The 14729-nt window shown below is 54.0% G+C and carries 6 protein-coding genes; 3 read left to right on the top strand and 3 right to left on the bottom strand.

Annotated elements, in window-relative coordinates:
* Positions 1-36: 36 nt before the first annotated feature.
* The gene (locus T360_RS0109695) at positions 37-1146 is read right to left on the bottom strand and encodes a glycoside hydrolase family 105 protein (RefSeq protein ID WP_028912609.1); all 1110 of its coding nucleotides are present in this window, start codon (positions 1144-1146) and stop codon (positions 37-39) included.
* An 11-nt stretch (positions 1147-1157) separates the two neighbouring features.
* The gene (locus T360_RS0109690; RefSeq protein WP_028912608.1) at positions 1158-3554 is read right to left on the bottom strand and encodes a glycoside hydrolase family 2 TIM barrel-domain containing protein; all 2397 of its coding nucleotides are present in this window, start codon (positions 3552-3554) and stop codon (positions 1158-1160) included.
* 174 nt (positions 3555-3728) lie between these two features.
* On the opposite strand from T360_RS0109690, the gene T360_RS0109685 reads away from it, so the two are divergent.
* The 3 genes from T360_RS0109685 (at position 3729) to T360_RS0109675 (ending at position 10351) form a co-directional block, all read left to right on the top strand.
* Positions 3729-4907: a rhamnogalacturonan acetylesterase gene (locus T360_RS0109685; protein ID WP_036929404.1), complete on the top strand. Its 1179-nt coding sequence runs from the start codon at positions 3729-3731 to the stop codon at positions 4905-4907.
* A 131-nt stretch (positions 4908-5038) separates the two neighbouring features.
* Positions 5039-8176 (top strand): TonB-dependent receptor, encoded by a 3138-nt coding sequence (locus tag T360_RS0109680; RefSeq protein WP_028912606.1) that lies wholly within the window; start codon positions 5039-5041, stop codon positions 8174-8176.
* A gap of 39 nt (positions 8177-8215) precedes the next feature.
* Positions 8216-10351: a RagB/SusD family nutrient uptake outer membrane protein gene (locus T360_RS0109675; RefSeq protein ID WP_028912605.1), complete on the top strand. Its 2136-nt coding sequence runs from the start codon at positions 8216-8218 to the stop codon at positions 10349-10351.
* Positions 10352-10427: 76 nt separating this feature from the next.
* Here T360_RS0109675 and T360_RS0109670 read toward each other — a convergent pair whose 3' ends face one another.
* A complete protein-coding gene (locus T360_RS0109670) occupies positions 10428-14669 on the bottom strand; it encodes a hybrid sensor histidine kinase/response regulator transcription factor (protein WP_036929401.1) in 4242 nt (1413 codons plus the stop codon).
* Between the last annotated feature and the right edge of the window lie 60 nt (positions 14670-14729).

Genomic DNA, 14729 nt, shown 5'->3' with positions numbered 1-14729 from the left:
GCGTATTTTTTAATGCGAAGCATAAATTGTCAATTATCAATTATTAATTGTCAATTTGAAATACTCAGTAGCTCCAAGCAGGAAGCAGCCTGTGCCGTAGTCCTCAAAGTCGGGCATGCTGTCGAAGGTGACGGGCTGACCAGCCGAAGGCGCCTTGCCAGTGCCTTGGTTCCAACCCAAGAAGCCATCGTTGTGCACACACGAGGCGAGTGCCTGCCAGGCTTTGTCGCAAGCAGGTCGGTAGGTCTTGGCCTTCAGCAGTCCGTGCTGGATGCCCCATGCCATACCATAGAGGAAGAGCGCTGTGCCCGTCATCTCAGGGGTGGGGTATTCGGCATCGCTCACCAAGCTGGCGTGCCAGAATCCATCAGCGTGCTGACAGCTGAGCAAGCCCTTGCTCATCAGCAGGAAGTCCTTTTTCAGCGCCTTATATGCCTTGCTCTTGGGGTCAAGTTCGTTCATGCAGCGCACCAGGGCGGCATACACCCAACCATTGCCACGGCTCCAGTAGCAGTCCTTACCATCTATTTCTTTGTAAGGAGGCACAAAATCCTTATCGCGCCACCACAGTCCGCTCTTGGTGTTAAAGAGTCCGCCACCACAGGTGTTGCGGGTCCAGTTGTAGCTGTCCATGGCATAGTCGAGATACTGCTTCTCGCCAGTCAGTGCATACATCTTTACATATACAGGCATCGCCATCTGGATGGCATCAATCCAAGTCCAGTAATCTACACGACCCGAAGCCATCTGTTTGGCCAGATTCTCCTTGACGGTGTCGAGCTGACCTTTTCCGGTGAGTTGCAGATATTCAATATAAGTCTGCGCGCAGCACTGGTCGTCTGCATCGGTGGTCTTCACCCCGTTGCGAGGCGCCCATTTGTGGAAGTCGGCCCACTTGAAGGTGTAGTCCAGGTAGCGCTGCTGTGGGTCGATGGCATTCAGTGCCATCAGTCCCTCGTAATATACGGCGCGAGTCCAGAGCGATGAAGGGCGTATGCGCTTCACGTTGGTGGGCAGGGTAGGGTCGCTATACTTCATCATAAAGTAGTCGTTGGTCTTGCGTGCCGCTTCCAGCACGTCGTTCTGTGCAGTAGCCGTGGTTGAAATACCAATCATGGCTATGAGTGCAAGGATTGTTTTCTTCATTATCTTGTAGTTTATTTTGTTTCTAATTTGCTTACGACAGTCTTGTATTTGTCAGATGTCGTGGTGAGTGTAATCTTTGATGGTTTGCTGCCGGCGCGCAGGATGACCATAGCCGAGCCCTGCCACAGGTGGCGGTGGTTGGTCACGTTGAGCTCGTGGCTCTCTATGTCGCCGTTGGTGACAGCTACGATGCGGGCATCGCCCTCTACCTGGAAGGCCAGTTCGTCGTTGGCATCCAGCACACGGCGCCCCTTGCTGTCCACAGCCACGATGCGCAGGTGCTGCAAGTCTTCGCCATCGGCCTGCCATTGGCTGTTGTCGGCAGTCACCTGCAGTTTGATGGCTTTGCCAGCGGTCTGCAGGGCATGGCGGGCTATCACCTTGCCGTTGCGATAAGCCACAGCCTCCAGTCGGCCAGCCTTGTAGGGCACACCCTTCCACACGATGCGGTTGCGCTGCTCTGGGTTGGCACTGTTCTGCTGGCGGCCCAGGCGCTTGCCGTTGAGCAGCAGCTCCACCTCGTCGCCATTGGTGAAGGTGAAGAGGTTCACCTTCGAGCCGGGAGTGCGGTTCCAGTTTTCCGACAGGATCTCATTGCCGGTCTGTATGCCGTTCCACTCTATGTCGGTATCGTTATCCTCAATGACTGCCAGATGAACCAACGGCTCATCGGTGAGGAAACTCTTCATGAAATAGGCTTTTGGTTTGGGTTCGAGGGCGATGTCGAACACACCCTGTGCCCAACCCTTGGCTGGCCATCCCTGACTCTCGCCCAGGTAGTCGATAGCGCCCCAGTAGGCCAGACCTATCACCTTGTCGAGGTTCATGTCAAACCAGTTGGGACCCATCCTGTTGATGCTGGCCTCGCTCTGGTAGAAGGTCATCCAAGGGAATCGGCGACCATCGCCAGGGAAATACATATACCTATAATTATATGCCTGGATATCGGTCTGCATGGCCAGATCGCAAGGCAGCGAGTCGGTCTCCCAGTTGCGATAGCGTGGGTGCATGGCTACGGTCACCTTGCGGGTTGAGTCGTAGCGGTTCACCACGGGGCGCATCATCTTGTAGCAGGTGACGCCAAAGTCGTTGAAAGGCAGGGTGGGGTCCTGCTGCAGTTCGTTGCCCAGGCTCCACATGATGACAGATGGCGAGTTGCGGTCGCGCTTCACCCACTCCGTCACGTCCTGTGCCCAGTGGTTCATAAACGGTACCCGTCCACCCGTGTGCTGTTGGGTCCACTTGTCGTAGAGCTCATCCACCACCAGTATGCCGTATTTGTCGCAGAGCTGGATGAAACTGCGACTATAGGGGTTATGCGAGGTGCGTATGTGGTTGATGCCAAACTGCTTCATTAGTTGCAGGCGCTTCTCGATGGCACGCGGATAGGCGGCAGCACCCAGCGCACCCAGCGTGTGATGGTTGGCATAACCCTTCAGCAGTAGTTTCTTACCGTTCAGCTTCAGTCCGAAGTCAGGACCATATTCTATCGTGCGGATGCCGAACTGCTCTCTCACCTCATCGGCCACGGTGCCGTCGGCATACAGTAGTTGTGCCACAGCCGTATAGAGGTTGGGGTGCTCGGTGTCCCACAGTTGCGGGTTGGGAATCTCCGTCTCAGGCATCTGTATGGTCAGTGTGCGTGTCTGCGGGTTTCCGCCGCGCTGGGCGGTCTGTTCTGCCACCAGCTTACCCTGCGGGTCGTAGATGCTGACCTTCATTGTGGTCTCGCGTTTCTTCATGCGGTTGGTGAAGTCGGCTGCCACACGTACATATTTATTATCGCGTGTGGTGATATAGAGCGGATGGCGCTCGAAGTACAAGTCGGCAGGTGTGCTGACGAGTGTGACATTGCGGAACAAGCCGCCACCCGTGTACCAGCGTGAGTTTTTCTCAGTCATGGTGTGCGCTTTGACAATGATCTCGTTGTCTTCGCCATAGCGCCACAGTTTGGTAACGTCGATCTCGAAACCCACGTAGCCGTAATCAGTACCGCCGATGTGTACACCGTTCAGCCACACATCGCCCACATACATGATACCTTCGAAGTCGAGGAGGAGGCGACGATTATTCTTTAAATCTTCAATTTTTAAATTTTTACACTCTTCAATTCTTACATTCTTCCTGTACCATCCGGCTCCCATCTCTTTGAAGCCACGCGCTGAGAGGCGGCTCTTGATGTTGGCCGCCACGTCGGTGTTGTCGCCCTGCTCATCAGCAGCGGGCGCCACCCATGGTTGTTCTATCTGGAAGTCGTGAGGCACATCTACCCTTTGTGCGTGTTGGAATAAGGAGTCGCGCGAGAATTGCCAACCCAGGTTCAGCGATTCTGCTGTCCTTGGTTGTGCCCACGCGCTTGTTGATATGCAAAGCGGTAGTACCAATGTGATGATGCGATTTGTTTTCATCTGAGTCGTACGTTTTTAGTTTCCGCTGCAAAAATAGGCTTTTTTGGGGGGATGATACATATACGTTCGTTCTGAAATTAGCAATTTTGTACAAGTTTGATAGTTTACGAACAATAATCGGTCATATCCTGGTTACAAAGGTCGTACTTTTGCAGCAACTAATTGATAACTCTGATGAAAAGACTAATTACTTTAACTACGGCCATCGTATCGTGCTTGTATCTGCAAGCGCAAACTATCGACACCTTATTATATAAAGAAAGTGTCGCCCCCATCGATTTCTCGGTTCGAGTGCCCGATGGCAATTATCGTGTCACGGTCACCCTCGGTTCTAAGAAGCGTGCTGCCCAGACGGTGGTGCGTGCTGAGAGTCGTAGGCATTATACTGACGTGGTGAGCACCAAGAAAGGCAAATATCAGACCATCAGTTTTGTGGTGAACAAACATGAACCCAAGATTGATGATGCGCGCAGCGTGAAGCTGAAGCAGCGCGAACTGAGCTACAAGAACTGGGACGAGGCGCTGAACCTGCAGTTCTGCGGCCCTGCGCCAGCCGTGCAGCGCATCACCATCACCCCCGACACCACAGCCACCACCGTGTTCCTCTGTGGCAACAGCACCGTGGTGGATCAGGAAGAAGAGCCCTGGGCATCATGGGGACAGATGATCACCCGCTGGTTTGACGATGAGGTGGTGATAGCCAACTATGCCGAAAGCGGACTCTCGGCCACCACCTTCCTGGCACAGCTGCGTCTCGACAAGATTCTGAGTCAGCTGCGCAAGGGCGACTACGTGATCTGCGAGTTCGGACATAACGATGAGAAAGAGAAGAAACCCGGCGATGGTGCCTGGTACAGCTATACCCGCAATCTGAAAATCTTTGCCGACAGGGTGCGCGCCAAGGGTGGTAACATCATCTTTGTGACACCCACAGCCCGACGCTTCTTCGAGGCTGACCAGAAAACGCTGACCAATACCCATGGCGACTATCCTGAAGCCATGCGCACTGTGGCCCGTCGCGAGCAGGTGCCCGTGATAGAGCTGAACGGACTGACCACCACGCTCTATGAGACCCTGGGCTTCGAAGGCTCGAAGAAAGCCCTGGTGCACTATCCCGCCAACACCTTTGTGAATCAGCCCAAACCGCTGGCCGACAACACCCACTTCAACCCCTACGGTGCCTGGCAGGTGGCTAAGCTCATTGTGATGGGACTGAAGCAGATCAACTGTCCGTTGGTGAGTCATCTGCGTGCCGACTGGCAGGATTACACCCCGCAGCATCCTGACGATCCCGATGCGTTTGTGTGGTATCCGTCGGGAAATACCAATCTGCTGAAGCCTGATGGCAATTAAAAAAGCAGAGATTGTACGAAAATCATAGTAATCGAACGATTTTGATATAGAACGGAATGCAGAAACTCCTAATTTTGCAGCAAAACCAAATTTTTTAAAACTATAATTATTTAACAAAATTAACAAACAGTATGAAGGACATTGGTAGATCAAGTCTGAACAGCAGCTGGGGTATGCTCCAGAGGTTGATGTTTACGGTTTTGTTCACTGTGTTTGCCATTGGTGCATTCGCTCAGAACAAGATAACCGGTACTGTCGTCGATGCTCAGGGTGAGCCCATCATCGGCGCAAGTGTAGTTATTAAAGGAACCAGCAATGGTACAGTTACCGATTTCGACGGTAAGTTTGTCATTGCCAACGCTCCAGCCAAAGGAAGTCTGGTGATCAGCTATGTAGGCTATCGCACCCAGACGATTTCTCTTTCTGGCACAAATCAGATTAAGACAACCCTCGAAGAGGATAAGCAGTTGCTCGACGAAGTGGTAGTAGTAGGTTACGGTGTTCAGCGCAAGAGCGACGTGACCGGTGCGCTGACACGCGTAGGTGAGAAAGAATTGAATGCTAAGCCAGTGAACAATGCTTTCGAGGCACTGCAGGGTAAGGCAGCCGGTGTGGATATCACCACCAGCGAGCGTCCTGGTACCATTGGTAGCATCGCCATCCGCGGACAGCGTTCTATCTCGGCTGGTAAAGGCCCTCTCTACGTTGTTGACGGTGTGCCCCTCCAGGCAGGCGGTATCGAGACCCTGAACCCACGCGACATTGAGAGCATCGACATCTTGAAGGATGCCTCTTCTACCGCTATCTACGGTAGCCGTGGTGCCAACGGTGTAGTACTCGTTACAACCAAGCGCGGACAGGAAGGTAAGATGCAGGTAAGCTATAGCGGTTCGCTCACTTTCGAGAAGATTGTGGATAAGAGTCCTGCTATGAAGGCCAGCGACTATATCACCTGGCGCCGCTGGGCTTACTACAACATGAGCCCTGACAAATATACTCCTGGCGATCAGCCTAATCAGGAGCAGGATAAGAACTTCTTCGGTGGCGACGATGTGGCTCTGGCCAATGTGATGAAAGGTTGGGCCGGTGGCTCATGGGATGGTTCGAAGGTGACTGATACCGACTGGACCGACATGGTGACACAGACTGGTCTTACACAGGAGCACACACTGAGTGCCCGTGGTGGTACCAAGAATGTGGCTGGCTTCGTATCGTTCGGCTATCTGCGCAACGAGGGTACCCAGAAGGGTCAGACCTTTGAGCGCTACAACTTCTCGGCCAGTGCCGACGTGAAGGGCAACAAGTGGTTCAAGCTTGGTGGCTCGTTCAACGCTTCGTATGGCGTTCAGCAGTATGGTTACTCTAAGGCTTACGGTACCAGCTCTGGTCCTACCGACCTGTATGGTGCTGCCAAGGCTATCCTGCGCTACACACTGCCTTATGATGAGAATGGCGACATCATCACTCAGCCTGGTGGTTCAACCACTAACACCTATTCTATTATTAATGAGTGGACCAAGAGTAATGATAACCGTCAGAACTTCCGTTTGCTGGGCAGCTTCTATGCTCAGATAGACCTCGGCCAGATTTATGAGCCCCTGCAGGGACTGGTTTGGAAGACACAGTTCGGACCAGAGTTCCGCTACTATCGCAATGGTAACTTCCTCGACAGCAGCTCTATCAGCCGTGCTGGCGGTAACAACACCGTGAGCCGTGGCGATGGTCATCAGCTGGCTTGGACACTGGATAACATGCTGATGTACAACCGTACCTTCGGCGAGCACAATGTGGGATTGACCCTGTTGCAGAGTGCTTCGAAGACACGTACTGAGACCAGCAGCATCAGCGAGGAGAACGTGCCCATCCCATCATTCCTCTGGAACAACCTGGGTGCTGTGGATGTAACCGACACCAAGTATAAGGTAGGCATCGGCTCTGGTCTTACCGGTAGCCAGTTGGCCTCTTACATGGCCCGCGTCAACTACGCTTTCATGGATCGCTATCTGCTCACTGCTTCTGCACGTTGGGATGGTGCTTCTGTGCTGGCTCAGGGCAAGAAGTGGGACTTCTTCCCATCAATGGCACTCGGTTGGCGCATGGAGCAGGAGGAATTCCTGAAGAATGTATCATGGCTCGACCAGTTGAAGCTTCGTCTGGGTGTAGGTGTTACTGGTAACGCAGCCGTTTCGCCTTACGGAACCCTCGGACTCATCAACTCTTACTGGATGCCATTCAGCACTGGTAACTCGCAGATTCTCGTCACCAACGAGCCTTACTACTCAAGCAGTCAGGTGCAGATGCCTAACATGAACCTGGGTTGGGAGAAGACCACACAGTGGAACCTTGGTATCGACTTCAGCTTCCTGAAGGGCCGCATCGGTGGTACCATCGACCTCTACACCTCTCGCACTAACGACCTGATTCTCGATATGTCTATTCCTTCGCTCTCTGGTTATCCTTCAATGAAGACCAATGTTGGTAAGACCAAGAACAAGGGTGTTGAGCTCACTCTGAACACTATCCCCGTGCTGACCAAGGACTTCATCTGGAACTCAAACCTGAACCTGGCTTGGCAGAAGGATGAGATCGTAGAGCTGGCCAATGGTAAGGAAGACGACGTGAACAATGCTTGGTTCATCGGTCAGTCGATCGCTGTTTACTATGGTTATGCTGCCAACGGACTGTGGCAGGAGAGCGATGCTGCTGAGATGGCTAAGTTCAACGAGAACGGCGAGAAGTTTACTGCCGGTAATGTTCGTCCTGTTGACCAGAACGGCGACTACAAGATCAATGCTGACGACCGTGTGATTCTGGGTAACAAGAACCCACGCTTCACCGCTGGTTGGAGCAACAGCTTCAGCTGGAAGGGCTTCGAGCTCACTATCGATCTGCAGGGCCGCTTCAAGTATATGGTTAGCACCGGTGGCGAGGGCCAGCTGGGTATGTATCAGCAGCGCGAAATCAGCTACTGGAGACCCGATAATACCGGTGCAGACTGGCAGAAGCCTATCTACAACCAGTCGGGTGGTGACCCCTATTCTGGTCTGCTCGGATTCAAGAATGCTTCGTTCATCAAGATCCGCAACCTGTCATTGGGTTACAACTTCGACAAGAAGCTGCTGAAGAGCATCGGTCTGAACGGTTTGAAACTCTATGTTCAGGGTCGCAACCTGGGTATGCTTTACTCTTCTATCGACTTTATGGATCTCGATACCGGCCGCACCTACTTCAACCGTGGCGTAACAGCTGGTGTGCAGGTTGACTTCTAAGAAAATGCAACAATTACAAAATGTAAAAATGAGATAATTATGAAATATATCAGCAATAAAATAGTTTGCGGTGCACTGTCGATGCTCACCCTGGTGGGTGCAACATCATGTGGCAACGACTTCCTGAAGGAAGATGCCGGACACCTTTATTCAGATGCACTGCTGGAAGAAGAGTCGGGTGCCTTGAAGATGGCTGCTGGACTTTATGCAAACATCCGCTGGCACTTCGGTTACGAGTGGGCCTATGGTATCACCCTGTATGGATGTGATGAGTTTACCAACGGTGCCGACCTGACCGCTGAGCCCTGGAATACCTACGACAACCGCCTGAATCCTCAGGACTGTACACCTGCTCTGGGCGCTGCCAACAAGAACTGCCCAGGTGTGTCGGCACTGTGGGACCAGATGTACTATGGTATCTCTACCGCCAACCTGATTATCAGCAAGGCCGATAACGTATCAAATGAGGATGCCCGCAACAAGGCACTGGGCGAGGCCCACTTCCTGCGTGGATATAACTACTATCGCCTGTTCTGCCAGTATGGTGGCGTGGTGCTCGAGACCGAGCCTGCCAACGGTACTGTGAAGAAGAGTTTCAAGCGCGCTAGCGAGGAGGAGACACTCAATCTGATTATCGACGACTTTGAGAAGGCCTACCAGATGCTGCCCAAGGACAAGTGGCGTGGCAATGGTACATGGACCAAATATACCGCTGCCCACTTCCTGGCTAAGGCCCTGCTGTATCGCCAGAGTGAGCGCTGCGCTTCATGGGCTTCGGGCTATGACAAGAGTGGCGACCTGAATCGCGCCATCTCTCTTTGCGACGAGGTGATTGCTGCATGCCCACTGGCTTCCGACTACTGGGACCTGTATGCCAAGTGGACCGGTATCGACTGCCCCAACGAGGGTTTGGATGAAATCCTGATGACTGCCGAGCATAATGAGGATAAGACCACTCAGGGCCGCTTCGGTAACCGTACCTACAACTATTTCGACCCACAGTTCTCTAACTTCTCTGGTGGTTGGGTTCAGCGTGGTCAGTATATCGGTGGTATGGACTTCCAGCGCTGCCGTCCTACCGAGTATGCTTACTCTGTGTTCGACAATGTGAACGATGCCCGTATGTGGAAGACCTTCAAGACCGTTTATGGTTTGAACCATGCTGCTAAGAAGGATGCCGATGTGATTGCTTCTAACGGTATCACCGCCGATCAGATGCCTGATCTGGGTGACGAGGGTATCATCTTCATCCTCAATAAGAAGAGCGACTCACGCTTCGATGGCAACCCTTACGGTACCTTCGGTCGTGGTGGCGACGTGCACAACTTTGTGAATCCTCTCACAGGTAAGTGGGTGCCCAATGCCTTCGTTACCTTCCAGGATGGTAAGTATGTGCTCAACACCTATACTGGTAACCCCTCAACCTCAAACGTGTTCTGCGGTATCAACAAGACTGCCGACGGTAGCCGTACCGGTGAGAAGGGCGATGCCCACCGCGATGTGATCATGGCTCGTAGCGGTGAGACCTATCTCGTGAAGGCTGAGTGCCAGGTTCGTCTGGGCAACTACCAGGAGGCCATCAACACGGTGAACGTGCTCCGTGCCCGTGGACAGTGGAAGAAGGGTGAGGATCGTAGCTACTACACCGATGGCTCAATGGCATTCCTGAAGAGCGATGGTGGACTGACTGACAACTCTACCGCTGCCAGCATCACACCAAAGAAGAATAAGGATAAGGCTGGTAAGCAGCTCACTAATGCCGAGGCTTACGACTTCTCAATGACCCACACCAACACCTATTATCTCTCAACAGGTATTGCACAGACCACTGATGCTTCTGACCTGCAGATCAAGAGCTACTCACAGCTGCCTGCCGAGGATGAGGCTATCCTGAAGGAGATTGGTGCCAGCAGCGACTACGACCGCATGCTGAACTTCGTATTCAACGAGCGCACACGCGAGTTGCTGGGTGAGTGGAACCGTTGGGATGAGCTGGCTCGTACCGGACTGCTGGTTAAGCGCGCCAAGGCCTTCAACCCCGAGGCTGCACCTAACGTACAGGACCGTCATCAGTATCGTCCTATTCCTCAGAAGTTTATCGATACCCTCCAGAATGAGGATGGTACCAATCTGAGCGATGCTGACAAGAAAGCTTGGCAGAACCCTGGTTATTAATTAAAGGATAGTTGTTTTTTGTAAACCGCCCCCGCGAGCAGTGGCTCGTTGGGGGCGGTTCTCTTTTGTGTGTGTTTTATTTTTGCTTGCCGTATTTGCTGGGTGGCACACCATACTTCTCCTTGAAACACTTGTAGAAGTATGTAGGTGATTGGAATCCCACCTTGTAGCTCACCTCCGTCACGTTCAGGTCGCCTTCTATCAGCAGTTCGGCAGCACGCTTCAGTCGTTCGTTCTGCAGATAGCTGTTGGGCGACATGCCTGTAAACTCCTTCATCTTACCGTAGAATTTTGTGCGCCCCATCTTGAGCATGGCTGCCAGCATATCTACGTTGAAGTCGGCCTCGCCCATGTGCTGCGCCACGAGTGTCTCCATCTTCTCGCGGAAGCGCAAGTCGGCCTCGTTGGTGATGATGGGAGATTGAAGATTGGTCTTTGGAGATTCTTGCGTCCCTTCGGTAGCAAGCGAGCGGAGCTCGAGCGGAAGATTGGATTCTGAACTCTTCACTCGGCTGTACCACTTGATGAGTTGGGTGATGCGCAGCACCAGCAGTTCGAAGTTGCAGGGCTTCACCATGTAGTCGTCGGCACCGGCCTTGTAGCCGCGCAGCAGTTGCTCGTCGCCATCCAGTGCTGTCAGCATGATGATGGGGATGTTGCATGAGTCCTCGGCAGCGCGCAGCTGGCGCACTATCTCAAAGCCGTTCACGTCGGGCAGCATCACGTCGCACAGTATCAGACTGGGCTGCTGCTCACCGATGTCGCTCAGTGCCTTCTTTCCCTCCGTGTAGCTGATGGTACGGAAATAGCGGCCCACGCTCTCACGTATCTGGTCGAGCATGTCGGGATCGTCTTCGATGATGGCCACGGTGATATTCTCGTTGAAGGCTACTGGTGCCAGCTCGCGTATGTGGTCGGGTGTCTTCTCGGGTGCCGTAGCGGTGTTCACCGCGGTGGTGCCAGCATAGTCGTCGGCACTATACACGTCGGCATTGGCAGGCAGCGTCACGATGAAGCGCGAGCCACCCTCGGCAGCAATGCGCTCATAGGCCAGATGCCCCTTGTGGATCACTGCCGACTGATAAGCCGTGTAGAGACCGATGCCCATGCCGCCCTGCGACACGTAGCCGTGCATGAAAGGCTGGTAGAGCTGTGGTATCTGCAGTTCGCTGATGCCAGGTCCGCTATCCTCAACGATGAGTTGCAGCTGCTGCTCGGCCTCCAGCAGTTTGGCCTTCATGCTGATATGGCCGCCCTGTGGCGTGTATTTCACTGCGTTTGAGAGCAGGTTGTAGAGGATGGTCTCTACGAGATGCGGGTCGAAGGTGCAGCGATGCTGATGTGCAAACGGTGTGAACGTCAGCGTCTGGTCCTTGCGGTCGGCCACCTCGCGGAACTCGTCGCAGGTGGTGCGTGCCAGTTTGATGATATCCTCTTCCATCACCGCCAGTCGCTGGTTGCCCGTGTTGATGCGTCGGAACTCCATCAGCTGGTTCACCAGCTTGGTCAGTCGCAGTGTGCCTCGGCGCACCGTCTGGACAGCCGAGCGCGACACCTGTTGCTCGTTGCCCTTCTGCGTGAGCTTATCGGCAGCGCCGCTGATGATGGCCAGTGGCGTGCGGAACTCGTGGGCGATATGGGTGAAGAAGTTCAGGCGGAATGTTGACAGCTCTTTCTCCACACGTATCTGCTGGTCGAGCTCGAAGTTGCGTCGCCATGCGCGGTAGAAGTACCAGCACAGCGTGCCGATGATGAAGAGATAGATGAGCCAAGCCCACCAGGTGTTGTACCATGGTTGGCGGATGATGATGGTGAACACATACTCCTCGCTCCACTGGTTGTTCTTGTTGAGCGAGCTCAGGTGGAACTTATACGTGCCCGGTGGCAGTCCGTTGTATCGCGTGTTATTATCACTCGTCAGCTGTCGCCAGTCGTGCTCCAGTCCCTCCATGTAGTAGCGGTATTGGGTAGAGGCGATGCCGGCATAGTCGAGATTCGAGAATCCCAGCTCTATCGAGTTCTGGTCGTGACTGAGCACCAGTTGTCGGTCGTTGGTGGTGAGATAGCGCTGCATGCCGTCGATGCTCACCATGGTGACGATGGGTCGGCCCACCTTCTCCGGTGTCTCAGCATTCAGTCGTTCAGGCTCCAGAATCATCATGCCGTAGGCCGTGCCGAACAGCAGTCGGCCGTCGGGCAGCATGGCAGTGCTGTTCTCGCTGTAGATATTACTCTCAAGTGTGTGTCCGAACTGATACGAGTTCACCTTGCCGTCCTTTCGGATGCAGGTGATGCCGTTGTCCGTACCCGTCCATACATTACCTTGGCGGTCGGATGTCACGGAGAGGATGTTGTTGGTGATGAGTCCGTCGTGCGTGGTGTAGCCCTGCACGATGCTGAACTTACCGTTTTCGTAGCGGCATTTCTGCAGTCCGCCGCCGCGTCCGCCCACCCAGATGTTACCAGCCGAGTCGGGCATCAGGCATGATATCTCGTCGAAGGGGAAGTCGCCGTGCTGTATGTTATGGTTCACCAGGTCGTTGTCAGTCAGCTGCTGCTTCAGCATGTCTATGTGATACACGCCGTTGTTGGTGGCCAACCAGTATTGGTGGTTGCTGTCGGCGCGGATGATGCGGGTGCAACTCTCGTTGTACGAGCGCTTCATCAGTCGGGTGATGTTCAGTTTGCCTTTAGCCTCCAGTCGCACCACAAACAAGCCCTCGCCCCAGGTGGCTATCCAGAGTCGGCCCAGCGGGTCTTCGGTGATGTCGTAGATCTGTGCCGAAGGGAAATCGATGGGTTTGCCGTCGATGTAGAGTCCACCGCCGCGAGTGCCCATCCAGGTGTGCCCCTTGCTGTCCTTGTAGTAGGCATAGACAGCCGCCGGCAGCGATGTCGGTGCAGGGTGCTGCCAGGATGATGGCGTCAGTTCGTAGAGCATGTTGTCGCGTGTGCTCAGCAGCACTTTGTTGCCACTGGTGTAGGTCACCATGCGCACAAAGTTGCTCCAGTCGCCCTTGCGGTTGGGCTGTGGGTAGAAGTATTCGGCATTAGTCTTGTCGGGTGGCAGGATGCACGTCAGTCCTGTCGATTCCTCGCTCAGCCAGATGCATCCGCTGCGGTCGATGAGGATATTGTTGAGATAGCTGTTGCCCACGATGGCCCATGGCGATGTGGCCGAATAGTGCTGCAACTTGTCGTGGCGGATGTCATAGACGAAGAGACCGTTGCCATAGCTGGCGATATAGTACTGTCCGTCGGCACCTTTCTTGATATTATAGCGGCGGAAGCGCTCCACGGTTGATTTCACCCCCTGCATCAGGTTCAGCACCCGCATGTCGCCCTGCGCGGGGAATACGTAGAGCACACCCGTGCTGTTGCTCACAAAGTAGTTGTCGTCGTCAGTCAGTCCCTCCATCAGCGCACCGCTCTGCACGTGATACTGCTCGGTGGCGGTGGCAGTGCCCTTCTGTGGGTTCACCATCAGGGTCTGGTTGTTGGTCATGATCATCCAGCAGCCGTGCCACTGGAAACTGGCCGTCACCATCTTGATGTTGCTGATGTCGGCAGCTATCTGCATGCGGTGCTGTTCGCGCCCGTTCTCGTCGAAGATATAGATCAGTCCGGTGTTGGTCAGTGCCAGCATCTGTCGGCCTATCTGTATGCCGCGACGGAAGAAGGTGCCACGGGCAATGGTGCGCGCCTCGCCACGGTTGTCGATGATGGTGATGCCCGCCGAGGTCATGGCCCAGAGGCGTGCCTGCGAGTCTTCGAAGGCATCGTTCACGTGGTTGATGGGCAGTCCGCCGTTGGCTTTGTTATAGTCTCTGCAGTTCACGTGGCCGTTGGCGTTACCCTTCACGCGGCGCACGCCACTCTCGTCGTCGAACATCCAGAGGGCGCCCTGCTTGCCGCGGATGAAGCGGCGGTATGTGCGCGCATGGTCACCCCGCCCCGTGAAGTCGATGAAGCAGTCGGCCTGCAGGTCGTAGCAGCAATACACGTAGGTTGAGGTGCGCATCCACAGGTGGCGCCTGTCGTCGTCGGGAAACACATATCCCACCACACCATGGATAGGGTCCGACTCCGGGCCCAGGTTGTAGATGTTATAGAACTGATAGCCATCATATCGGCACAGTCCGTTGGCAGCCGCCATCCAGATATAGCCATCGGCATCCTGCGTCATGTCGAATATCTGGTTGCTGGGCAGTCCGTCGGCCGAACTGATGTGCCTGCTGTTGGTCAATAATCGTTCTTGTGCCTGTAGGCTAAAGCTCAGGCATAGCATGCTGATTAGTATCTTTGTTTTTAAGTTCATATTTCGTTAGCTGTAATTGCGTGCAAAAATAATCATATTTTTCCAATTACATGCCCACTC

Origin of the sequence: Prevotella sp. MA2016 (assembly GCF_000619825.1) — a bacterium.
Lineage (GTDB): Bacteria > Bacteroidota > Bacteroidia > Bacteroidales > Bacteroidaceae > Prevotella.
Note: the sequence above shows the minus strand (reverse complement) of the source record. Positions and strands in the feature narration are given on the sequence as shown.

Coding starts and splice junctions, on each gene's coding strand:
- T360_RS0109695 (WP_028912609.1), bottom strand. CDS start 1,146: ATGAAGAAAACAATCCTTGCACTCATAGCCATGATTGGTATTTCAACC.
- T360_RS0109690 (WP_028912608.1), bottom strand. CDS start 3,554: ATGAAAACAAATCGCATCATCACATTGGTACTACCGCTTTGCATATCA.
- T360_RS0109685 (WP_036929404.1), top strand. CDS start 3,729: ATGAAAAGACTAATTACTTTAACTACGGCCATCGTATCGTGCTTGTAT.
- T360_RS0109680 (WP_028912606.1), top strand. CDS start 5,039: ATGAAGGACATTGGTAGATCAAGTCTGAACAGCAGCTGGGGTATGCTC.
- T360_RS0109675 (WP_028912605.1), top strand. CDS start 8,216: ATGAAATATATCAGCAATAAAATAGTTTGCGGTGCACTGTCGATGCTC.
- T360_RS0109670 (WP_036929401.1), bottom strand. CDS start 14,669: ATGAACTTAAAAACAAAGATACTAATCAGCATGCTATGCCTGAGCTTT.